16 protein-coding genes are annotated in these 22,423 nt (G+C 70.6%); 8 read left to right on the forward strand and 8 right to left on the reverse strand.

Annotated elements, in window-relative coordinates; translation table 11 throughout:
- Positions 1–127: 127 nt before the first annotated feature.
- The 7 genes from ACIGYR_RS11255 to ACIGYR_RS11285 all read left to right on the forward strand — a co-directional run bounded on the left by ACIGYR_RS11255 (position 128) and on the right by ACIGYR_RS11285 (position 12,832).
- Positions 128–1,402 carry an extracellular solute-binding protein gene (locus ACIGYR_RS11255; RefSeq protein WP_391838903.1) on the forward strand — a complete coding sequence of 425 codons (1,275 nt, stop codon included), beginning with the start codon at positions 128–130 and terminating at the stop codon, positions 1,400–1,402.
- A 103-nt stretch (positions 1,403–1,505) separates the two neighbouring features.
- Positions 1,506–2,510, forward strand: coding sequence for a carbohydrate ABC transporter permease (locus ACIGYR_RS11260; protein WP_391838904.1), 1,005 nt, complete (start codon positions 1,506–1,508; stop codon positions 2,508–2,510).
- A gap of 16 nt (positions 2,511–2,526) precedes the next feature.
- Positions 2,527–3,438: a sugar ABC transporter permease gene (locus ACIGYR_RS11265; protein ID WP_391838906.1), complete on the forward strand. Its 912-nt coding sequence runs from the start codon at positions 2,527–2,529 to the stop codon at positions 3,436–3,438.
- A gap of 170 nt (positions 3,439–3,608) precedes the next feature.
- Positions 3,609–5,345 (forward strand): glycoside hydrolase family 13 protein, encoded by a 1,737-nt coding sequence (locus tag ACIGYR_RS11270; protein ID WP_399596502.1) that lies wholly within the window; start codon positions 3,609–3,611, stop codon positions 5,343–5,345.
- 152 nt (positions 5,346–5,497) lie between these two features.
- Positions 5,498–6,874, forward strand: coding sequence for an alpha-amylase family protein (locus tag ACIGYR_RS11275; RefSeq protein WP_399595640.1), 1,377 nt, complete (start codon positions 5,498–5,500; stop codon positions 6,872–6,874).
- A gap of 163 nt (positions 6,875–7,037) precedes the next feature.
- Positions 7,038–12,437, forward strand: a complete 5,400-nt coding sequence (pulA, locus tag ACIGYR_RS11280) for a pullulanase-type alpha-1,6-glucosidase (protein ID WP_399595639.1) — start codon at positions 7,038–7,040, stop codon at positions 12,435–12,437.
- A 32-nt stretch (positions 12,438–12,469) separates the two neighbouring features.
- Positions 12,470–12,832 carry a 5-carboxymethyl-2-hydroxymuconate Delta-isomerase gene (locus ACIGYR_RS11285; protein WP_391838914.1) on the forward strand — a complete coding sequence of 121 codons (363 nt, stop codon included), beginning with the start codon at positions 12,470–12,472 and terminating at the stop codon, positions 12,830–12,832.
- Here the strand turns inward: ACIGYR_RS11285 and ACIGYR_RS11290 are convergent.
- The 5 genes from ACIGYR_RS11290 to ACIGYR_RS11310 all read right to left on the reverse strand — a co-directional run bounded on the left by ACIGYR_RS11290 (position 12,829) and on the right by ACIGYR_RS11310 (position 18,072).
- Positions 12,829–13,545, reverse strand: a complete 717-nt coding sequence (locus ACIGYR_RS11290; RefSeq protein ID WP_391838916.1) for a TetR/AcrR family transcriptional regulator — start codon at positions 13,543–13,545, stop codon at positions 12,829–12,831. The two genes, ACIGYR_RS11285 and ACIGYR_RS11290, sit on opposite strands and share 4 nt — an antisense overlap.
- A gap of 36 nt (positions 13,546–13,581) precedes the next feature.
- Positions 13,582–14,634: a PDR/VanB family oxidoreductase gene (locus tag ACIGYR_RS11295; protein ID WP_391838917.1), complete on the reverse strand. Its 1,053-nt coding sequence runs from the start codon at positions 14,632–14,634 to the stop codon at positions 13,582–13,584.
- Positions 14,631–15,530, reverse strand: a complete 900-nt coding sequence (locus ACIGYR_RS11300; RefSeq protein ID WP_399595635.1) for a metal-dependent hydrolase — start codon at positions 15,528–15,530, stop codon at positions 14,631–14,633. Before ACIGYR_RS11300 ends, ACIGYR_RS11295 begins: the two co-directional genes overlap by 4 nt.
- Before the next feature lie 75 nt (positions 15,531–15,605).
- Positions 15,606–17,513, reverse strand: coding sequence for a hypothetical protein (locus tag ACIGYR_RS11305; RefSeq protein ID WP_399595634.1), 1,908 nt, complete (start codon positions 17,511–17,513; stop codon positions 15,606–15,608).
- Positions 17,514–17,562: 49 nt separating this feature from the next.
- Positions 17,563–18,072 carry a tetratricopeptide repeat protein gene (locus tag ACIGYR_RS11310; RefSeq protein ID WP_399595632.1) on the reverse strand — a complete coding sequence of 170 codons (510 nt, stop codon included), beginning with the start codon at positions 18,070–18,072 and terminating at the stop codon, positions 17,563–17,565.
- 115 nt (positions 18,073–18,187) lie between these two features.
- Between ACIGYR_RS11310 and ACIGYR_RS11315 the strand changes: the two genes are divergently transcribed.
- Entirely contained in the window at positions 18,188–18,580 is a 393-nt protein-coding gene (locus ACIGYR_RS11315) for a hypothetical protein (RefSeq protein WP_391838922.1), read from the forward strand.
- 238 nt (positions 18,581–18,818) lie between these two features.
- Here the strand turns inward: ACIGYR_RS11315 and ACIGYR_RS11320 are convergent, their stop codons facing one another.
- The 3 genes from ACIGYR_RS11320 to ACIGYR_RS11330 form a co-directional block, all read right to left on the reverse strand.
- The gene (locus ACIGYR_RS11320; protein ID WP_399595629.1) at positions 18,819–20,372 is read right to left on the reverse strand and encodes a DUF1996 domain-containing protein; all 1,554 of its coding nucleotides are present in this window, start codon (positions 20,370–20,372) and stop codon (positions 18,819–18,821) included.
- Positions 20,373–20,508: 136 nt separating this feature from the next.
- Positions 20,509–21,162: a LuxR C-terminal-related transcriptional regulator gene (locus ACIGYR_RS11325; protein WP_391838926.1), complete on the reverse strand. Its 654-nt coding sequence runs from the start codon at positions 21,160–21,162 to the stop codon at positions 20,509–20,511.
- Positions 21,147–22,421 carry a sensor histidine kinase gene (locus tag ACIGYR_RS11330; protein WP_399595628.1) on the reverse strand — a complete coding sequence of 425 codons (1,275 nt, stop codon included), beginning with the start codon at positions 22,419–22,421 and terminating at the stop codon, positions 21,147–21,149. Before ACIGYR_RS11330 ends, ACIGYR_RS11325 begins: the two co-directional genes overlap by 16 nt.
- Positions 22,422–22,423 lie beyond the last annotated feature (2 nt).

The following is a 22,423-nucleotide window of genomic DNA, read 5'->3' on the forward strand; positions in this document are numbered from 1 at the left end:
TTCGCGGCGCTTACATCGCTGTTACGTTCCTGGTCGCCCGGCCGCGGCAACGGCGCAGTCGGCAAGTTCGCAGGGGCGGACGGGACCGCCTTCTGTACCACTCGGGCTTAACCCTCAAGGAGAACTCATGCGGCGTGGCATAGCGGCCTCCGCGCTGGTGGCGTCCCTCGCCCTGACGGCGACGGCGTGCAACGGGAGCGACAGCGACAGCGGGAAGTCGGACGGCCCGGTCACCATCACCTGGTGGGACACCTCCAACGCCACCAACGAGGCGCCGACGTACAAGGCCCTGGTCCAGCAGTTCGAGGCCGCCAACAAGGACATCAAGGTCAAGTACGTCGACGTCCCCTTCGACCAGGCGCAGAACAAGTTCGACACCGCGGCCGGCGCCAAGGGCGCACCGGACGTGCTGCGCTCCGAGGTCGGCTGGACCCCGGCCTTCGCCAAGAAGGGCTTCTTCCTGCCCCTGGACGGCACCGAGGCCCTCGCCGACCAGGCCAAGTTCGAGCCGAACCTGATCAAGCAGGCCCAGTACGAGGGCAAGACCTACGGCGTCCCGCTGGTCACCGACACCCTCGCCCTGGTCTACAACAAGGCCCTGTTCAAGAAGGCCGGCATCACCGAGGCCCCCAAGACCTGGGACGAGCTGAGGGCCGACGCCGCCAAGATCAAGGGCAAGGCCGAGGTCGACGGTTACTGGGGCTCCACCCAGGCGTACTACGCCCAGAGCTTCCTCTACGGCGAGGGCACCGACACCGTCGACGCCGGTGCCAAGAAGATCACCGTGAACTCCGCCGCCGCCAAGAAGGGCTACGGCACCTGGCTGAGCCTGTTCTCCGGCAAGGGCCTGCACAAGGCCGACGCCACCGCCGACGCCTACGCCCACATCCAGGACGCGTTCGTCAACGGCAAGGTCGCCGCGATCCTCCAGGGACCCTGGGAGATCACGAACTTCTACAAGGGCAGCGCCTTCAAGGACAAGAACAACCTCGGCATCGCCACCGTCCCGGCCGGCTCCACCGGCAAGGCGGGCGCCCCCACCGGCGGCCACAACCTCTCGGTCTACGCCGGCTCCGACAAGGCCCACCAGGACGCGGCCCTGAAGTTCGTGAAGTTCATGACCTCGGCGCAGGCCCAGGAGACCATCGCCCTGAAGAACTCCACCCTGCCCACCCGCTCCGACGCCTACACCGCGAAGGTCAAGGCCGACCCCGGCATCGCCGGCTACCAGGGTGTCCTGTCCGCCGCCCAGCCCCGCCCGGCGCTGCCCGAGTACAGCTCCCTGTGGGGTCCGCTCGACACCGAGCTGCCCAAGGTCGCCAGCGGCAAGGAGTCGCTGGACAAGGGCCTGGGCAACGCCGAGCTGGCGATCTCCAAGCTCGTGCAGGACTTCAGCAAGTGAGCCCGCGTGGCCGTCGGATCCTCCCTGTATGAGAAGGGGGAGGGATCCGGCGGCCACCGCCTGCGCCCAGCCCAACTCCTTGATCCTTTGAAGGTGTCGAACCATGACAGTCGCCATCGACCGCGCGACCGGCAAGCGCCGCGGTGACCGCGCGCCTCGGCCCGGGCTGGGGCAGCGCATCAAGAACGGCCTCCAGAAATACTGGTACGCCTACGCGATGATCGCCCCGGTGGTCGTCGTGCTCGGCGTCCTCGTGGGCTATCCGCTGGTGCGGGGCCTCTACCTCACCCTCACCGACGCCAACAGCCTCAACTCGGCGCGCACGATCGGCGTCAACCACATCGACGCCACCTACACGTTCATCGGCCTGGACAACTACCAGGACATCCTGTTCGGCCCGACGGCCTACGACCGGTTCTGGTCGCACTTCCTGTGGACCGTCGTCTGGACGGCCGCCTGCGTGGCCCTGCACTACTCCATCGGCCTGGGCCTGGCGCTCATGCTCAACCAGAGGCTGCGCGGCCGTACCGTCTACCGGCTGCTGCTCGTGCTGCCCTGGGCCGTGCCGACCTTCGTCACCGTCTTCTCCTGGCGGATCATGCTCGCCGACTCCGGCGTGTTCAACCAGCTCCTCGGCGCGCTCCACCTGCCCCAGCCGGAGTGGCTGGAGGACACCTTCTGGCAGCGGTTCGCCGCGATCATGGTGAACACCTGGTGCGGTGTGCCGTTCATGATGCTGTCCCTGCTCGGCGGCCTGCAGTCCATCGACTCCACGCTCTACGAGGCCGCGGAGATGGACGGCGCCAGCGCCTGGCAGCGCTTCCGGCACGTCACCCTGCCCGGTCTGCGCTCGGTCAGCTCCACCGTCGTGCTGCTCGGCATCATCTGGACCTTCAACCAGTTCGTCATCATCTTCCTGCTGTTCGGCAAGAACTCCGCCCCCGACGCCCAGATCCTCGTCACCTGGGCCTACGCGCTGGGCTTCGGCCAGCAGCCGCGCGACTTCGCCCAGTCCGCCGCCTACGGCGTGCTGCTGCTGTCGATCCTGACCGTCTTCACCTCCTTCTACTTCCGCTGGCTGAAGCGCAATGACCAGCTCGCCGTCTGACGCCGCAGGAGCCGCCATGAGCACCACGACCCTGGACAAGACCGACGCCGCACCGGCCCCCGCCCCGGGCGGCGAGCCCCGGCGCCGCGTGCGCCGGCGCGGCGAGCGCGGCCCGCTCGGCGCCGCCCTGCTGCACGGCGGCCTCGTCGTCGCGAGCCTCATCGCCCTGGCCCCGGTGGCCTGGCTGTGCTACCTGTCCCTCGGCCCGGACAAGGAGGACTACCTCCACCCGGGTGAGATCGCGGGCAAGCTGACCTTCTCCAACTACAGCTTCGTGCTGGAGCACACCGGGTTCTTCGACTGGTTCAAGTCGACGATGATCGTGGCCCTCGGCACCACCTTCATCGGTGTCTTCGTCGCCGCCACCACCGGCTACGCGGTCTCCCGCATGCGCTTCCCCGGCTACAAGCAGCTGATGTGGGTCCTGCTGCTCACGCAGGCGTTCCCGATCGCCATCCTGATCGTGCCGATGTACGAGATCTTCAGCGACCTCGGTCTCATCGACACGTACTGGTCGCTGATCATCATCAACTGCTCCACCGCCGTGCCGTACAGCGCCTGGCTGCTCAAGGGGTACTTCGACACCATCCCCTTCGAGATCGACGAGGCCGGACGGGTGGACGGGCTCAGCCCCTTCGGCACCTTCTTCCGGCTCATCCTGCCGCTGGCCCGCCCGGGCCTGGCCGTGGCCGCCTTCTACAACTTCATCACCGCCGTCGGCGAGGTCGCCTTCGCGACCACCTTCCTGCTGGACGACTCCAAGTACACCTTCGCCGTCGGCCTGCAGACCTACGTCAGCGAGCACGACGCCCAGTGGAACTACATGGCCGCCACCGCGGTGCTGATCGCGATACCCGTGACCGTGTTCTTCTACCTCGTGCAGAAGAACCTCGTCACCGGCCTCACCGCCGGCGGCACCAAGGGCTGACCGCCCGCCGGGACAGGACTCCCGCGCGCCTCACCGCGCGGGTAGGCGGGCCGCGGTGTCCATCCGACCCCGCTGTCACCGCGGCCCGCCTCGCACCCGTCTCCGCCCCGCCCGGCCCGTCGCCGCACCACCGTCCGTCCACCATGCCCCAGTCACGTATCAAGGACGCCATGAGCCAGCAGCACTCCGCCGCACCGGCCCGCCACTTCTCCGTCGCCACCGTCGCCGACCGCCGCGACTGGTGGCGGGACGCGGTCATCTACCAGGTCTACCCGCGCAGTTTCGCCGACAGCAACGGCGACGGCATGGGCGACCTGGAAGGCGTACGCTCCCGCCTGCCCTATCTGCGCGACCTCGGCGTCGACGCCGTGTGGCTGAGCCCCTTCTACGCCTCCCCGCAGGCCGACGCCGGCTACGACGTCGCCGACTACCGGGCCGTCGACCCCATGTTCGGCTCCCTGCTGGACGCGGACGCGCTCATCCGCGACGCCCACACGCACGGCCTGCGGGTCATCGTCGACCTCGTGCCCAACCACTCCTCCGACCAGCACGAGTGGTTCAAGCGAGCCCTCGCCGAGGGCCCCGGATCCCCGCTCCGGGAGCGCTACCACTTCCGCCCCGGCAACGGGAAGGACGGCGAACTCCCGCCCAACGACTGGGAGTCGATCTTCGGTGGCCCGGCCTGGACCCGGGTGACCGAGCCGGACGGCACGCCCGGCGAGTGGTACCTGCATCTCTTCGCCCCCGAGCAGCCCGACTTCAACTGGGACCACCCGGCCGTCGGCGACGAGTTCCGTTCCATCCTGCGCTTCTGGCTGGACATGGGTGTGGACGGCTTCCGCATCGACGTCGCCCACGGCCTGGTGAAGGCGGAGGGCCTGCCCGACCTCGGCGACCACGACCAGCTCAAGCTGCTGGGCAACGATGTCATGCCGTTCTTCGACCAGGACGGTGTGCACGACATCTACCGGCAGTGGCGGACGATCCTCGACGAGTACGCGGACCGGAGGGGGCCCGAAGGCCCTTCGGCGGAAGGGCGGTGGTGGGAGACGGGCGGGCGGATCTTCGTCGCGGAGGCATGGACCCCGACCGTCGAGCGCACCGCCAACTACGTCCGCCCGGACGAACTGCACCAGGCGTTCAACTTCCAGTACCTGAGCACGGAGTGGGACGCGAAGGAGCTGCGCACGGTCATCGACCGCACGCTGGAGGCGATGCGTCCGGTGGGCGCCCCCGCCACCTGGGTGCTGTCCAACCACGACGTCACCCGGCACGCCACCCGCTTCGCCAACCCGCCCGGCCTGGGCACCCAGATCCGCACGGCCGGCGACCGCGAACTGGGCCTGCGCCGCGCCCGGGCGGCCACCCTGCTGATGCTCGCCCTGCCCGGCTCGGCGTACATCTACCAGGGTGAGGAACTGGGCCTGCCGGACGTCGTGGACCTGCCCGACGAGGTGCGCCAGGACCCGGCGTACTTCCGGGGCGCCGGCCAGGACGGCTTCCGGGACGGCTGCCGGGTGCCGATCCCATGGACCCGCACGGGCAGTTCGTACGGCTTCGGCAGCGGGGGCAGCTGGCTGCCCCAGCCGCCGGCCTGGGCCGGGCTGAGCGTGGAGGCGCAGACGGGGACCCCCGGCTCGACGCTGGAGCTGTACCGCTCGGCGCTGCGCGTGCGCCGGTCCCAGCCGGACCTGGGCGCGGGCGACGCCGTGGAGTGGCTGCGGGCGCCCGAGGGCGTCGTGGCCTTCCGGCGGGGCGAGTTCGTGTGCGTCGCGAACACCACCGGGGAGTCGGTGACCACACCGGCGTACGGCCGCGTCCTGCTCACCAGCGGCGAGGTGACCGAGGCCGACGGCGAGGCGAAGGTGCCGGCCGACACCACCGTGTGGTGGACGAAGCTCGCCTGACGGCCCAGCTGAAAGTTCTTGCATCAACTTCACAACGGCCCGCTGTCTTTCGGACAGCGGGCCTTTAACATCTGCGTCACCGCAAGTTTGCTGAAACATTGCAGCAAGCGCCTTCAGCGGTCCCTTTGCCTTCAACGTCGAAGGAACCCCACATGGCACGCAGAATCCTCCCCACGGCGGTCGCCCTCACGACCGCCGCTCTGGTTGGCATGAACCCGACCACCGCCGCGGCCTCCCCGCCCGGCGTCAAGGACGTCACCGCCGTCCTCTTCGAGTGGAAGTACGACTCGGTGGCCAAGGAGTGCGCCGGCACCCTCGGCCCCGCCGGCTATGGGTACGTGCAGGTCTCCCCGCCTGCCGAACACATACAGGGCGCGCAGTGGTGGACGTCGTACCAGCCGGTGTCGTACCGGATCGCGGGCCGCCTCGGCGACCGCACGGCGTTCCGTAACATGGTGAACACCTGCCACGCGGCCGGTGTGAAGGTCGTCGTCGACACCGTCGTCAACCACATGGCCGCGGGATCGGGCACGGGCACCGGCGGCTCGTCGTACACGAAGTACGACTACCCCGCCCTGTATTCGAGCCACGACTTCGACGACTGCACCTCCCAGGTGACGAACTACTCCGACCGCTGGAACGTCCAGCACTGCGAACTCGTCGGTCTGGCCGACCTGGACACCGGTGAGGAGTACGTCCGCAAGACGGTCGCCGGCTACCTGAACGACCTCCTCGCCCTCGGCGTGGACGGCTTCCGCATCGACGCGGCCAAACACATCCCGGCCGAGGACCTGGCCGCCGTCAAGAGCCGCCTGACCAGCCCCTCCGTCTACTGGAAGCAGGAGGTCATCTACGGCGCGGGCGAGGCCGTCCAGCCCTCCGAGTACACCGGCAACGGAGACGTCCAGGAGTTCCGGTACGCCTACGACCTCAAGCGCGTCTTCACCGGCGAGAAGCTGGCCTACCTGGCCAACTACGGTGAGGGCTGGGGCTACCTGAGCAGCTCGGCCGCGGGCGTCTTCGTGGACAACCACGACACCGAGCGCAACGGCAGCACGCTGAACTACAAGTCCGGCGCGAACTACACCCTGGCCAACGTCTTCATGCTGGCCTGGCCCTACGGCTCCCCCGACATCAACTCCGGCTACGAGTGGACGGACGCCGACGCCGGCCCGCCCGACGGGGGCACGGTCCCCGCGTGCTGGCAGGACGGCTGGAAATGCCAGCACGCCTGGCCGGAGATCACATCCATGGTGGCCTTCCGCAACGCCACCCGCGGCCAGGCGGTCACCAACTGGTGGGACAACGGCAACGACTGGATCGCCTTCGGCCGCGGCGGCAAGGGATACGTGGCCATCAACCACGAGTCGGGCAGCATGACCCGGACGTACCAGACGTCCCTCCCCGCCGGCACGTACTGCAACGTCCAGAACAACACCCCGGTGAGCGTGAACTCCAGCGGTCAGTTCACCGCCACCCTGGGCGCCGACACGGCCCTGGCGCTCTACGCCGGCAAGTCGAGCTGCTGAGCACGGCTGCCCACGATATGTGAAACCTCTTTCTTCAGGTTTCACAAGTCTTGCTGTAAACCTTTCGCCGGCGGTACGGTCGCGCGGGCGCCCGGCAGCGCAGCCGTGCCGCGGGCGTAGGGGTCGGACCCGAATGAGCCGTAATCGCAAGGAGTTCCCGCCTGTGATACCCAGATGGCCGGCGCCCCGCAGGCGCCGTACCGCCCACGTCAGACGGGCAGCGGCCGTCACCGCCGTCGCCCTCGCCGCCGCAGTGGTCCAGCCACTGGCCGCCCGGGCGGCCACCCCGCCCGCACCCCCGTCGGACGCGGTCCTCGCGGCCCAGCCCGCCCGGCACGACGACACCCGCGAGCAGTTCTACTTCGTCATGCCGGATCGTTTCGCCAACGGGGACAGGTCCAACGACCGGGGCGGCCTGACCGGCTCGCGCCTCAGTACCGGCTACGACCCCACCGACAAGGGGTTCTACCAGGGCGGCGACCTGAAGGGCCTGACGAAGAAGCTGGACTACATCAAGGGGCTCGGCACCACGGCCATCTGGATGGCGCCGATCTTCAAGAACCGCCCGGTGCAGGGCTCCGGCGCCAACGCCTCGGCCGGCTACCACGGTTACTGGATCACCGACTTCACCCAGGTCGACCCGCACTTCGGCACCAACCAGGACCTCTCCACCCTCATCTCCCGGGCGCACGCCAAGGGCATGAAGGTCTTCTTCGACGTCATCACCAACCACACCGCCGACGTCGTCGACTACGAGGAGAAGTCCTACGACTACCTCTCCAAGGGCGCCTTCCCCTATCTGACCGAGGACGGACGGCCCTTCGACGACGCCGGCTACGCGGCCGGCGGGAAGAGGTTCCCGGCCGTCGACGCCGGCTCCTTCCCGCGCACGCCACGGGCCACCAGCCACGACAAGGTCCCCGCCTGGCTCGACGACCCGGCCATGTACCACAACCGGGGCGACTCGACCTACGCCGGCGAGTCCGCCACCTACGGCGACTTCTCCGGGCTGGACGACCTGTGGACCGAGCGTCCCGAGGTCGTCACCGGCATGGAGAGGATCTACCAGCGCTGGGTGCGGGACTTCGATGTCGACGGCTTCCGGATCGACACCGTCAAGCACGTGAACATGGAGTTCTGGACCCGGTGGGCCACGGCGCTGGACAAGTACGCCGCCGCGCACGGCCGGAAGAACTTCTTCATGTTCGGCGAGGTGTACTCCGCCGACACCTCGGTCACCTCCCCGTACGTCACCCAGGGCAGGCTCGACGCCACCCTCGACTTCCCCTTCCAGGACGCGGCCCGCGCCTACGCCTCCCAGGGCGGCAGCGCGAGGAAACTGGCGGGCGTCCTCGGTGACGACTACAGGTACACGACCGACAAGGCCAACGCGTACGAGCAGGTCACCTTCCTCGGCAACCACGACATGGGCCGCATCGGGTACTTCCTGAAGCAGGACAACCCCAAGGCCACCGACGCCGAGATCCTGGCCAAGGACCGGCTCGCCAACGAGCTGATGTTCCTCAGCCGCGGCAACCCGGTCGTCTACTACGGCGACGAGCAGGGCTTCACCGGCTCCGGCGGCGACAAGGACGCCCGCCAGACCATGTTCGCCTCGAAGGTCGCCGACTACCTGGACGACGACGAGATCGGCACCGGTCGCACCCACGCGAGCGCCGCCTACGACCCGAAGGCACCGCTCTACCGGGAGATCGCCGCCCTCTCCAGGCTCCGCAAGGCCAACCCGGCCCTCACGGACGGCGTCCAGACGGAGCGGTACGCCGCCGACGGCGCCGGCGTCTACGCCTTCACCCGTACGGACGCCGAAACCGGCCAGGAGTACGTCGTCGCGTTCAACAACGCGGGCGAGCCGAAGACGGCGACCTTCCCGACCGGCTCGGCGGACATGTCGTACCGGGGGATCCACGGGGCCACCGGCTCCGTGACGTCCGACGGCGACCGCGAGATCACCCTCACCGTCCCGGCCGGCACCGCCGTCGTCTACCAGGCGTCCGGTGCCCTCGCCGAGCCCGCCGCCGAGCCGTCCCTCACCCTGAAGGCGCCGGCCGCGGGAGCCACCGGGACCGTGGACGTCACGGCCGGTGTCGAGCACGGTCAGCTCAACCGCGTGGTGTTCGCCGCCCAGGTCGGCAACGGCAGGTGGCGCGTCCTCGGCTCCGCCGACCACGCCCCCTACAAGGTCACCCAGACCATCGGCAAGGACGTGCCGGCCGGCACCGCCCTGCGCTACAAGGCCGTGGTGATCGACTCGGCCGGGCACACCGCGAGCGCCACGGCGAGCAGCACCACCGGCACCCCGCCCGCCGAAGAGGTCCCCACGGCCTCCTCCCGCGACTACGCGATCGTGCACTACAAGCGCACCGACGGCGACTACGCCGACTGGGGCCTGTACGCCTGGGGCGACCTCGCCGACGGCGAGGCCACCGACTGGCCGGCCAGTCACCCCTTCACCGGCCGGGACGCCTACGGCGCCTTCGCCTACGTCAAGCTCAAGCCCGGTGCCTCGAGCGTCGGCTTCCTGGTCATCGACAAGGACGGCGACAAGGACGTCTCCGCCGACCGGTCCATCGACGTCACCCGGACGGGTGAGGTGTGGATCGAGCAGGGCAAGGCCGACGTCCTCACGGAAAGGCCCGACCGTCCCGCCCAGGACACGACCAGGGCGGTCATCCACTACCACCGTGCCGACGGGGACTACGACGGCTGGGGCCTGCACGTCTGGACGGGTGCCGCGCACCCCACCGACTGGTCGAACCCCCTGAAGCCGGTGAAGACTGATGCCTATGGCGCGGTCTTCGAGGTACCCCTCACCGAGGGTGCCACCAGCCTCAGCTACATCCTCCACAAGGGCGACGACAAGGATCTCCCGGTCGACCAGTCCCTGGACCTCAAGGCGAACGGCTACGAGGTGTGGCTGTTGAACGGCCAGGAGAAGTACCTGCTTCCGCAGCCGGCGGGCAGTGCGGCCGCCCTCGACCTGACCACCTCCAAGGCGGTCTGGATCGACCGGGACACCGTCGCCTGGAACGGCGTCGACGGCGCCGCCTCCACCCAGCTGCTGTACTCCGAGGACGGCTCCATCGCCACCAGGGACTCCTCGCTGACCAGCGACGACGAGCGCTGGCTGCGTCTGGCGAAGACCACCCTCACCGACGCCCAGAAGGCGAAGTTCCCGCATCTGAAGGACTACACCGCCTGGTCCGTGGACCCGCGCGACCGGGACCGGGTGCGCACTGCGCTCCGGGGCCAGCTGGTCGCCTCGCAACGGGCGGCGAACGGGGCGGTGCTCGCCGCGACCGGCGTGCAGACCGCGGGCGTGCTGGACGACCTCTACCCGGGTGCGACGGAGGCCGCGCTCGGCCCGGTCTTCCACGACGGCAGGCCCACCCTCGCCGTCTGGGCACCCACGGCCCGGTCCGTGCAGCTCGACCTCGACGGCCGTATCGTCGCCATGCACCGCGACGCCACCACCGGCGTCTGGTCCGTCACCGGACCCGCGTCCTGGAAGGGCAAGCCGTACCGGTACGTCGTGCGGGTCTGGGCGCCCAGCGTCCGCAAGATGGTCACCAACGAGGTCACCGACCCGTACTCGGTCGCCCTGACCGCGAACTCCGAGCGCAGCCTCGTCGTCGACCTGAACGACAAGTCCCTCGCTCCGGGCGGCTGGTCGGCGCTGCGCAAGCCCAGGGCCGTACCGCTGAAGGACGCGCAGATCCAGGAGCTGCACATCCGGGACTTCTCGGTCGAGGACCGCACCGCGAAGCACCCGGGCACCTATCTGGCCTTCACCGACAGGGACAGTGACGGCTCCCGGCACCTGAAGGCGCTGGCGAAGTCCGGGACGTCGTACGTGCACCTCCTGCCGGCCTTCGACATCGCCACCATCCCCGAGAAGAAGGCCGACCAGGCGAGAACCGGCTGCCCGCTGGCCTCCTACCCGGCCGACTCCGACAAGCAGCAGGAGTGCGCGGCGAAGATCGCCGCGAAGGACGCCTACAACTGGGGCTACGACCCGTACCACTACACGGTGCCCGAGGGCTCCTACGCCACCGACCCCGACGGCACGGCCCGCACCGTGGAGTTCCGCAAGATGGTCCAGGCGCTGAACCAGGACGGTCTGCGGGTCGTCATGGACGTCGTCTACAACCACACCGCGGCGAGCGGCCAGGCGGACACCTCCGTGCTCGACAGGATCGTGCCCGGCTACTACCAGCGGCTCCTCGCCGACGGCTCGGTGGCGAGCAGCACCTGCTGTGCCAACACCGCGCCGGAGAACGCGATGATGGGCAAGCTGGTCGTGGACTCCCTCGTCACCTGGGCCAGGCAGTACAAGGTCGATGGGTTCCGCTTCGATCTCATGGGCCACCACCCGAAGGCCAACATCCTGGCCGTGCGCAAGGCCCTGGACGCACTGACCGTGCAGAAGGACGGCGTCGACGGCAAGAAGATCATCCTGTACGGCGAGGGCTGGAACTTCGGCGAGGTCGCGGACGACGCCCGGTTCGTGCAGGCCACACAGGCGAACATGGCCGGCACCGGCATCGCCACCTTCTCCGACCGCGCCCGCGACGCGGTGCGCGGCGGCGGCCCCTTCGACACCGACCCCGGCGTCCAGGGCTTCGCGTCCGGCCTGTACACCGACCCCAACGGTTCGACGGCGAACGGCACGTCCGCGGAGCAGAAGGCCCGGCTGCTGCACTACCAGGACCTGATCAAGGTCGGTCTGACCGGCAACCTCGCGAAGTTCCGCTTCACGGACACCGGCGGCAAGGAGGTGACGGGCGCCGAGGTGGACTACAACGGCTCGCCCGCCGGTTACGCGGACGCGCCCGGCGACGCCCTCGCCTACGTGGACGCGCACGACAACGAGTCGCTGTTCGACGCCCTCGCCTACAAGCTCCCGAAGGACACGTCCGCAGCCGACCGGGCCCGGATGCAGGTCCTGGCGATGGCCACGGCCGTCCTCTCGCAGGGGCCCTCCCTCTCCCAGGCGGGCACCGACCTGTTGCGCTCGAAGTCCCTCGACCGCAACTCCTTCGACAGCGGTGACTGGTTCAACGCCATCCACTGGAACTGCGCCGACGGCAACGGTTTCGGGCGCGGGCTGCCCCCGGCGGCCGACAACCGGTCCAAGTGGGACTACGCCAAGCCGCTGCTGGGCTCGGTCGAGGTCGGCTGCCCGCAGATCACCGGCGCCTCGGCCGCGTACCAGGACCTGCTGAGGATCCGCACGGCCGAGGGGGCGTTCTCGCTCGGTACGGCCGCCCAGGTGCAGGACCGGCTCTCCTTCCCGCTGTCCGGGCAGGACGAGACACCCGGCGTGATCACCATGAAGCTGGGTGACCTGGTCGTGGTCCTCAACGCCACCCCGCGGCAGCAGGAGCAGAGGATCGACGGCCTGGCCGGCACCCACTACCGGCTGCACCCGGTGCAGGCGACGGGTTCGGACCCGGTGGTGAAGACCTCCGCCTACACGGCCGGCTCGGGCACGTTCACCGTGCCGGCGCGGACGGCGGCGGTGTTCACCCGGGCGAAGAACTAGGGTGAGGCCGTTGCCGTAGAACGGGAGTGCGCATGCCGCAGATCACCATCGATTACTCCGACACCATGGAGAAAGCCTTCGACCGCGAGGGCTTCGCGCGGGCGCTGCACGAGGCGACCGTGGAGATCGCGGCGGCGAAGCCGGAGGCATGCAAGACGCAGTTCCGGCCGAGCGCGTACACGGCGTTCGGGTACGAGGACCCCGGGGCGCGCGGGCACACCGTCGTGCACGTGACGATCGGGCTCCTCGCCGGGCGGAGCGAGGAGACGAAGGCGAAGCTCGCGGAGACGGCCCTGGAGCTGCTCCGCGGGCATGTGGCGGACGCGGCCCGCACCCTGCACGCCTCCGCCGAGGTCCGCGACCTCGACCCGTCGTACCGGAAGTTCGACCGTTAGGAACCCAGGGCGATGAGCCGGCCGACCAGTTCCCCGAAGGGGCCGTCGGCCGGTTCGTCCTTGACCATGGTGCGCAGCAGTTCGGCCATGTCCGCGTCGTAGGCGGCGCTGACGGCGGCCAGCGCGGCGAAGTCGTGCACGAGCTGGACCTCCAGCTCGGCGCGCGGGATGCGCCGGCCGTCCAGCCAGATCAGCGCCGTGGACTCGACGAGCGAGATCCACGAGCGGATCACCAGCTCCAGACGCGGTGACGCCTCGGTCACCCCCAGGTGCGACAGCATCTGTTCGTAGGCGGCCTGCCGTACGGAGTCGATCAGCGCATGGGTGGCCGAGACATGATCCTGCGAGCCCGCTCCGTCCGCGGACACGGCCGGGCCGCCGCGCATCAGCGCCGAGAAACCGGGGCCGTGGTCGTCCACGAAGTCGAAGAAGCGGCGCATCACACGCAGCAGCCGGGCCCCGAGCGGGCCCTCGTGCGGCTCGGTGAAACGGCTCGCGAGATCCTCCGAGGCACGCTTCAACGCGGCTTCGTAGAGACTGAGTTTGCCCGGAAAGTAGTGGTAGACGAGCGGGCGCGAGATGCCCGCCGCCGTGGCTATCTCGTCGATGGAGACCTCGTCGGGCGAGCGTCGGCTGAACAGGTCGAGAGCGACACCGATCAACTGCTGCCGCCGCTCCTCGACGCCCATCCTGCGGCGAACCCCGGTACTCATACGAACACCTTACCGATCGGATTCGGCCGCCTGTGTTCACATGTCGAGCACCAGGCGATCGTTCCGGGCCCGGGAGACGCAGATCAGCATGGAGTCGTGCCGTTCCGCGTCCGTCAGCAGCTCGTCCCGGTGATCGACCTCCCCGGCCAGCACCCGCTGTTGGCAGGTCCCGCAGAAACCCTGTTCGCAGGAGTACGCGGTGTCCGGCAGCGCACGGCGTACGGCGGCCAGGACCGTGGAGTCGGGCGGCACCGTCAACGTGTGTCCGCTACGACGCAGTTCCAGCTCGAACTCCGTGTCACCGTCCGCGCCGGTGCGCGGGGCGAACCGCTCCAGGTGCAGGGTGGCACCCTCGGGCAGCGCCTCCTCCACGGCCGCCATCAGGCCCTCCGGACCGCAGCAGTACACCGCCGTTCCCGCTGCCGTGTGAGCGAACAGGGTGGCCAGGTCCGGCCGCCCGTCCTCGTCCTCGGCCACCACGGTCAGCCGGTCTCCGGCCAGAGCCCGCACCTCCTTGAGGAACGGCATCGACGCCCGCGTCCGCCCGCCGTACAGCAGCCGCCACTCGGTGCCCTCCGGCAGGGCCCGCAGCATCGGCAGGACCGGGGTGATGCCGATGCCGCCGGCGACGAACACGTACGCGGGCGCGTCGACCAGCGGGAAGCGGTTGCGGGGGCCGCGCACCTCCAGCTCCATGCCCTCGGCGAGCTGCTCGTGCACCTCGCGGGAGCCGCCCCGGCCGTCCGCCACGAGCCGCGTGGCGACCGTGTAGGCGGCGGTGTCCTCGGGGTCCCCGCACAGGGAGTACTGCCGCACGAGCCCCGACGGCAGCACCAGGTCGAGGTGGGCCCCCGGCTCCCAGCGCGGCAGCGCGGGCCCTTCCAGGCGGAGTCGCACGACGTCGTCGGCGATCGTCTCGTGGGCGGTGACCAGCAGCTTCAGGGCCCGCGAACGCGGCCGGCCGGAGACCGGCGGGTCCAGGGCGGGCAACGGCCACAGCGGGGAGCGCCGGACGCGGCGGCGCAGGGCCCGCCGGGTGAGCAGGGCGACGCCCCCGACGAGGGCGACGGTCCGCAGCTTCGGTGTCACGCCGCCTCCCTCTTCTCGGCGGCGAGCGCGGCCGGGGAGCCGGCCAGATACGCCACGGCCTGGACGGTGGAGCACTCCTGGGAGGGGTGGTAGGCGCGGCCGAGGTAGCGCGGGATGGACTTCAGCATGTCCCCGGTGGCGGGCAGCGTGCCCTGCCGGCCGCGCAGATAGAAGTCCTTGAGGGAGCCCTTGGCGTCGGTGAGGGTCGGGTCGTTCTCCAGGAAGAAACGGATGCCGCGCTGCCACAGGAACACCAGGGCCGAGAAGGCCGTCGCCCAGGTGCGCACCCGGCGCCGGTAGCCGCCGTCGACGTGCTGGAACAGGTCGAAGGCCACGGACCGGTGCTCGACCTCCTCGGCGCCGTGCCAGCGCAGCAGGTCCAGCATGGTCGGGTCGGCGCCGCGCCGGTCCAGCTCGGCGGCGTTGAGCACCCAGTCGCCGAGGAACGCGGTGTAGTGCTCGATGGCCGCGATGAGGGCCAGTCGCTCCAGCAGCCACCAGCGGCGGGCCCGGCCCGGCGGCAGGGTGCGGTCACCGAGCAGCTTCTCGAAGAACCAGTCGACCTGGGCGGTGTACGGCGTCGGGTCGAGACCCTGCTCGCGCAGGTGCGGCAGCACCTCGTCGTGGGCCTGGGAGTGCATGGCCTCCTGGCCGATGAACCCGACGACGTCCTCGCGGAGCCGGTCGTCCCGGATCAGCGGCAGCGCCTGCTTGTACACGTGCACGAACCACCGCTCACCGGCGGGCAGCAGCAGGTGCAGCACGTTGATGGTGTGCGTGGTGAACGGATCGCCGGGCACCCAGTGCAGCGGCGTGGCCTCCCACGAGAAGGACACGTTGCGGGCCTTGAGCGCGATGCGCTCGTACTCCACCGGCCGAGGCTGCTTATGAGACATGGCGTCAATGTACTGGCGGGTAAGACGCCTGAGAAGCCCTCGGGCGCAGCTTGTTTACGCGGACGTCAACAACTGCTACCGCAGGCCGCTGACCTTCCGTCCGTCCGCCAGGGTGCCCGTGAGGTCGGCCCGTACCCCCTGCCTGGCCCGGACCGCCAGCAGCGGCCCCTGCCCGGACGCCGTGACCCCGCCCGTGGCCCGGATCGAGGCCGTGTCCGAGCCGCCCGCCGCCAGCAGGTACCAGCTCCCGGCCGCCGACTTCCACAGCACCCCGGCCAGCACCTGGGGGGCACGCGGCCCGCAGGCCGGCACGTCCGTGGCCTTGGCGACGGCCGTCCCGACCGCCCCGCCCGGCGTGCGGAACTGGGCCAGCGTGAGCGTGCCGGCACCGCGCCAGGTCTCCGCCCGGGTGCACACCCACGCGCCGGATCCGCTGCCGTCGGGCAGCGGCTGCTCGGCGTAGGTCCAGGCGTTGACGCTGCTGACGCCCGCCGAGCGCTCGGCCGCCAGGGAGCAGGCGAACGGGGCCCAGGTGCGCAGCCCCTCCGCGCCGGACGCCTCGTCGGGCGAGCCGGGACGGCCGGCCGTGAGGTGGGCCGGGACCAGCTCGCCGAGGTCGGTGGCGAGCCGGGTCCCGGAGGCGTCGGTCAGCTGGAGCGCGGTCCACGAGGTGCAGGTGCCCGGCCGCATGGCGGAACTGGCCAACGGAGCGGTGACACCGCCGGCGAGGGTGAGCGGTGTGGCCGCCGAGTCCGGCTTCGCCAGGTCCCGCTGAGCCGCCTTCGTCACCCAGGGGGCGAGCAGATAGCGGACGTTGCCGTCGGAGCGGTCCAGCACCAGCGCGCTCGCCCCGGCGTCCGTCGCGCCGTCGATCCGGGCGAAGTCCAGGGCCGCCCCCTGCGTGCCGCTCTTCGGCTCGGCGTACCGGGCGATGCGCAGGCCGTCGTAGAGGATCACCACATGGGCGGCGTCCACCTCACCCGCGTACAGCAGCTGGGGCGGACCGGCCGGGCCGCCGGTCTGGGTGCCGGGGGTCGCCGAGACCCGGACCTGTTGTCCGGGGCGGGCCCAGACGGCGAGGGCGCGGCGCAGCAGGGCCTTGTCGTCGGTGAGCGGGCCGCGCGCGGGCCACACGGCGAAGTCGGTACGCGCCGAGGTCCGCCAGGCGGTGGGGGAGACCCGGGTCAGCCTGCCGGGGTCGAGGGCGGCCTCGGCCGCCGGGTTCTCGGCGTAGACGGGCGCGGCGGCGCCGTCGGGGCCCCAGCCGCCGCCCGGCAGGGCGACCAGCGCGCCGCACACCGCGAGCGCGACGGCGGCGGCGAGGGCGGCCTTGGTGTGCTGACGGCGACGCATCAGATCGGTGGGCCGGGCCTGCAGCGAACACGGGTCGAACTCGGCGGAGGTGAGCAGACCCGGCTGTGCGGGCACGCTGTTCGCCGAGGCCAGCGCGCCGCCGGGGTCGGCCACCCCGGCGTTCTCCAGGAGTTCGCGGACGCCCGCGTCGGACAGTTCCTCCAGGTCGCGCAGGACGTAGGCGGCGCGGGCCGGTCCGGACAGGGCGGACAGCCGCTGATCCAGCGCGAGTTCGTCGGCCCCGCCCGAGCGCGGGAACAGTCGCAGACCCCACACCTGGGGCAGCAGCGGCGGCAGCTGGGAGAGCCGGGGCCGTCCCTTGCGGCGACGCGCCGCCTCCAGAGCCGTGCGCAGGACCCGCTCGCGCAGGTAGGCGTACCCGGGGTCGGCCTCCCGGCCCAGGGACTGGGCCAAGATGGCGGGCGCCTGCCGGCGGCCCCGGGGCAGGGCGCGCTGGACGAGGGCGTGTGCGGTCAGCACGCGGCGGCTGCGGCCGAGGCCCGGCGGGAGCACCAGATAGGCGAGCCGGGCCAGCCGGGGGTAGTGCTCGACGAGCGCGGCCTCGGCCTGCTCGACGTCGACCGGGCCGGAGACGGGTGCGTGACGGTGGGCTACATCCTGTGACGGCACGCCCGGGAGAACGAGCCGGCCGTGACTTGGTCACCGCCGGGCGAGTGGTTCACGCCTCCGGCTCGACCAGGGCGCGCGCGTAGTTGGCCATCGACCGCTGGTAGCGCGGCAGATGGGGTGCCAGCGCGCCGAGCACGAGCGCCAGGCCCTCGCGGTCGCGGCCGAGGCTGGACAGGCACAGCGCGAGGCATGCCCGGACCGCGTCGTCCAACTCGTCCGAGGGCGCCACCAGTTCGGGCGTGAGGAGCTTGACGCCCTCCTCCGCCTGCCCGATGTTGCGCAGCGAACTCGACAACTGGATCTTGGCCCGGCGCCCCTTGTACCGGCTCAGGTCGCTCAGGCCCCGCTCCAGCGCCTCCCGGTACAGCGGCACCGCCTTGTCCGAGTGCCCGGTCGAGTCCCAGGCGCAGGCCCGCTCGAAGGAGCCCAGCGGGCTGTCGTCCGGCACCTCGGAGGCGAGGGCGTCGATCAGCGCGCGGAACTCGTGCGCGCGCTCTTCCGGATAGTCGCCGAAAGTGGCCCAGGCGGCGGCCACGCGATCTTCCCAGCTCTGGTTCATCGGGTCACCCTCGCACACCCGTGCGCGTCTGTGCAGCGGATTTGAGCGCAGCGCGGGCGGGAGCCGTATCCGAAGGAGCTGGGGCATGCTTGGCACACCAGGACCGGAGGAACAGATGAGGTTGACAGGACTGCTGCTCGGCGCCGCGGCCATCGTGACGCTCGCGGGCTGCGGCGCGGGCGGGGACACCGATTCGGTGCCGCCCACCGCGACCGGCAGCCTGGAGCGGCTGGCCGCCGAGGTGAAGTGCCGGCCGAACATGCAGACCGACGCCGACGAGATCCGCCAGGCCATCTGCCGCAACGGCGACGGCAAGTTCATCCTCGCCACCTTCGCCACCGACCGCGGCCAGCGCGAGTGGATCAACGACGCGAAGGACTACGGCGGTCACTACCTGGTCGGCCGCAAGTGGGTCGCCGTCGGCGAGGACGGTGTGGTCAAGGCGCTGCGCGGCACGCTCGGCGGCGATCTGGAGGCCGGCGCCGACCATCACGCGCACAGCGGCTGACACCGTCGTACACACGGCTCGCGGGCGCGGCGTGTACGCCGGCTCGCGGGCACACGTCAGACCCGGCTCGCGGGCACACGCTGGGCGCGGTTCACGGACGCACGCTGGGCGCGGCTTACGGACGCACGCCGGGCGCGGTTCGCGGGTACGGCGCGTGCGTACGGTCTGCGGGCGCGGCGAAGGCCGGTGACGGGAGGGGGATTCGTCACCGGCCTTCTGTCCTGCCCCGGTTACGGGGTCAGGCGCAGTTCTGACCGCGGTTGATGCAGTTGGCGATCTTGTTGGCCAGGCCGTTCTTCGTGACGCTGATGAAGTCGTCGTGGTCCGTGGCCGGCTTGTGCAGCTGTTCGGGGAACCCGTCCACGGCGAAGGCGTTCTTCAGCTGGCCGTTCTGGACGGTCGGCGGCGTGATGTTGTATACGAGCCGCATCGTCAGCTGCGGGATCGCCCTGAAGCCGTTCGGGCAGACACCGCTTGCCGGGTCGGCGAAGGCGACGTGCGTGCGGTGGTTGGCGCTGTCGATGTTCTGCCCGTCCCAGCAGCTCTGGAAGGCGAACGAGCGCACCACCTTGCTGCCCTGCGGGCAGATCGGGTACTGCTCGGTCAGCTGGACCTTGTTCTCGAAGCCGGTGCAGCTCCAGTGCGCGTTGGCGTTGGCCAGACCGTTGGTGGTGGTCTTGGCGTCACCGGTGATGATGCGCAGGAACTGGGGCATCGCGACGACCTTGCTCGCCGGGCTGCCGACGTACTTGATCTCCGCCTGGACCGGGGTCAGGATCTTGCCGACGTTGCCTTCCTTGCCACCGCCGTCTGCGTTCTGGTCGAAGTCCTGCGTGCCGTCCTGGACGCGGACGACCGGCCAGTAGTACGACGACAGGTCGCTGCGGTTCTGGCAGCTGGTGCCGCCCTGCAGGAACGTCTGGTTGCTGGAGAAGGCGTTGACCTTCTGGTTGCCGGTGTAGTCGTGCAGGTGGTGCGCGCCGTTGGCCACGCCGGGCGCCACGATCACGTTGTCCGTGTTGTGGTTCTTGTTGGCGTTCACACCGCAGCGCGTGGTGAACGTACCCGTCGAGGCGTTGCGGAGCCGGCGCGGCTTGCCCTGGACGTTCGGCGCGACCTTGGTGATGTCCACGTAGTCGGCCGCGACCGGGCCGTTGCCGGCCTGCCCGCCGATGTTGCCCTGCTGGCCGTTGTTGCCCTGCTGCTGGCCGCCCTGCTGCTGGCCGCCGTTGTTCTGCTGGCCACCGTTCTGCTGCTGGCCACCGTTCTGTTGCTGGCCGCCGTTGTTCTGCTGGCCGCCGGCGTTGGTCTGGTTGGCGGCCTGCGTCGTACAGGCGGCGAGCTGCTTCAGCGCGTTGTCGAAGGAGCCGCCGACCCGCTGGATGTCGATCCGGATCCGGTCGATCGTCGCCGACCGCTTCTCCTTGAGCGGGCCGACGATCGCGTTCTGCACGAAGCTCGGGTCCTTGGCCTGCGTGTCACGCGTCGAGGCGAGCCGGGTGTATGCCTCGGTGATCTGCTTGTCGAGGTTCGCCAGCTCCGTCGCCACGCCCTGGCGGGCCGGGCCGGGCACGTTCGTCAGCTTCTGGCCGACGTCCGGGCAGGAAATGGTCGCGACCTGCGCCGTCGCGGCCTTCGTCTGGTTGCCTCCCCACGTCTGGTGGTTCGACTCGTGTGCCGAGGCGTAGAAGTTCGCCCAGATCAGCCCGCCCCCACCGAGCGCTAGGGCCGCCGATGCGGCTATGGCCTTGGTGGCCAGCGGCGTACGGCGTTTTCGTGTGTTGCGTCCCATGGAACTCCTCTGACTTCCTTGCGGGGCAGCATCGAGGCGCCCGACAGGAGTGAAGCGGCGCCCATTCATACGGACGCCGCCCCAGAGGTGTTCACAGGTTTCACAAATTACTTGCGGAAACAGGCGAGTTGGCAGCTCAGCGGTCGCGGTCGAGGTAGGCGATCACCGCCAGGACGCGCCGGTTGTCGTCGTCCGACACCTCCAGACCCAGTTTGGCGAAGATGTTGGAGGTGTGCTTGGCGATCGCCCGCTCCGTCACCACCAGCTGTGCCGCGATGCCCGCGTTGGACCGGCCCTGCGCCATCAGCTCCAGCACCTCCCGCTCGCGCGGGGTGAGACGGCCGAGCGGCCGGTCGTCCACCGACCGCCGGGACAGCAGCTGCTGGATCACCTGCGGGTCCATCGCCGTACCACCCGCCGCCACCCGTCGTACGGCGTCGATGAACTGCTCCGCGTCGAACACCCGGTCCTTCAGCAGATAGCCGATCCCGCCGTCGCCGTCGGCGAGCAGTTCGCGCGCGTACAGCTGCTCCACGTGCTGGGAGAGGACCAGCACCGGCAGCCCGGGCCGCGCCCGGCGGGCCGCGAGCGCGCACTGCAGGCCCTCGTCGGTGTGCGTGGGCGGCAGACGTACGTCGACCACGGCCACATCGGGGTTCAACTCTGCCAGGGCGCGGGTGAGTTCGGGGCCCGACTCGACGGCGGCCGCGATCTCGAAGCCGAAGGCGTCCAGCATCCTCACCAGCCCGTCGCGCAGCAGGAAGAGGTCTTCGGCTAGGACAACACGCACGGGATCTCCATGGTCACCATGGTGGGGCCGCCGGCGGGGCTGCTGACGGCCAGGACGCCGTCGAATGTACCGAGCCGGCGCTCGACCCCGGCGAGGCCCGACCCGGCGCCGACCAGGGCGCCGCCCCTGCCGTTGTCGGTGACGCTGATCCGCAGCCGGCCGTCGGTGTGGTGCACGTCGACCCAGACCCGTTCGGCGCCGGAGTGTTTGACGGCGTTGGTCAGCACCTCGCTGACCGCGAAGTAGGCGGCCGACTCGACGGGCGCTTCCGCACGGCCGGGCAGCTCCACTACCACCTCCGTGGGCAGCGGCAGGCGCAACGCCAACGCCCGTACGGCGTCACCGAGACCGCGTTCGGCGAGGACCGGCGGATGGATGCCGCGCACCAGGTCGCGCAGCTCCTCCAGGGCCTCGGCGGAGTTCTTGCGGGCCTGGGCGATCAGCTTCTTCGCCTGCGCCGGGTCCCGTTCGACCAGCATCTCGACGGTGCCGAGGTCCATGCCCATGGCGACCAGCCGGGCCTGCGCGCCGTCGTGCAGGTCCCGTTCGATCCGGCGCAGTTCGGCGGCCGAGGTGTCCACGGCCTCCTGCCGGGTCTCGGTCAGCACCCGGACCCGTTCGGCGAGTTCGGCGTCGCCGCCGAGCACGGCCCGCGTGAGCCGGAAGTGTGTGGTCAGCAGGCGAGGGGTGACGCGCCAGGCGACGGCGAGGACCGCTGCGCCGAGCGCGGCGGCGCCGAAGGCCGTCGCCTGGCCGGTCACGGGCACGAAGGCGTACCAGTAGGTGTCGCCCGGCTGATGCACATAGGCCCGCCACACTCCGGCGGCCAGCATGATCCCCTGGACCGGGTAGAACACCAGCAGGGCCGGCAGCAGCGCGGTGAAGAAGCCCGCGGTCATGTCCACCGGCAGCCAGAGCACGTCCCGCCGGACCTGCGGGTCCCGGAGCAGGGTGACGGTGCGCGTCCAGGGGCCGGCGCCCGGGGGCACCGGCCGGTACACCGCCGGGATCCGTATCCCGCACCACTGCGCGGCGAGCCTCCTGCGGGCGTCCGCCAGGGCCCGTACGGCGGTGAGGACCGGCGGAGTCGTGACGAGCCCGATGCCGAGCGGGACGAAGGCGACGGAGACGAGGGTCAGTACGAGAAACGCCACGCCGCAGGGCAGCACCACGATGGCCAGCACCAGGCCCTGCACGGCGGCCAGCAGGGCTTCCCTGGCCACGGTGCGGAAATCGTCTCTCGTCGTATCGCTGTTCATGC

The sequence above is a fragment of the Streptomyces sp. NPDC053076 genome, from assembly GCF_044546845.1.
Classification (GTDB): Bacteria; Actinomycetota; Actinomycetes; order Streptomycetales; family Streptomycetaceae; genus Streptomyces.

What these genes read in the sequence shown, in the direction of transcription:
- ACIGYR_RS11255 (WP_391838903.1), top strand. Translation starts at nt 128, where the DNA reads ATGCGGCGTGGCATAGCGGCCTCCGCGCTGGTGGCGTCCCTCGCCCTG.
- ACIGYR_RS11260 (WP_391838904.1), top strand. Translation starts at nt 1,506, where the DNA reads ATGACAGTCGCCATCGACCGCGCGACCGGCAAGCGCCGCGGTGACCGC.
- ACIGYR_RS11265 (WP_391838906.1), top strand. Translation starts at nt 2,527, where the DNA reads ATGAGCACCACGACCCTGGACAAGACCGACGCCGCACCGGCCCCCGCC.
- ACIGYR_RS11270 (WP_399596502.1), top strand. Translation starts at nt 3,609, where the DNA reads ATGAGCCAGCAGCACTCCGCCGCACCGGCCCGCCACTTCTCCGTCGCC.
- ACIGYR_RS11275 (WP_399595640.1), top strand. Translation starts at nt 5,498, where the DNA reads ATGGCACGCAGAATCCTCCCCACGGCGGTCGCCCTCACGACCGCCGCT.
- ACIGYR_RS11285 (WP_391838914.1), top strand. Translation starts at nt 12,470, where the DNA reads ATGCCGCAGATCACCATCGATTACTCCGACACCATGGAGAAAGCCTTC.
- ACIGYR_RS11290 (WP_391838916.1), bottom strand. Translation starts at nt 13,545, where the DNA reads ATGAGTACCGGGGTTCGCCGCAGGATGGGCGTCGAGGAGCGGCGGCAG.
- ACIGYR_RS11300 (WP_399595635.1), bottom strand. Translation starts at nt 15,530, where the DNA reads ATGTCTCATAAGCAGCCTCGGCCGGTGGAGTACGAGCGCATCGCGCTC.
- ACIGYR_RS11310 (WP_399595632.1), bottom strand. Translation starts at nt 18,072, where the DNA reads ATGAACCAGAGCTGGGAAGATCGCGTGGCCGCCGCCTGGGCCACTTTC.
- ACIGYR_RS11315 (WP_391838922.1), top strand. Translation starts at nt 18,188, where the DNA reads ATGAGGTTGACAGGACTGCTGCTCGGCGCCGCGGCCATCGTGACGCTC.
- ACIGYR_RS11320 (WP_399595629.1), bottom strand. Translation starts at nt 20,372, where the DNA reads ATGGGACGCAACACACGAAAACGCCGTACGCCGCTGGCCACCAAGGCC.
- ACIGYR_RS11330 (WP_399595628.1), bottom strand. Translation starts at nt 22,421, where the DNA reads ATGAACAGCGATACGACGAGAGACGATTTCCGCACCGTGGCCAGGGAA.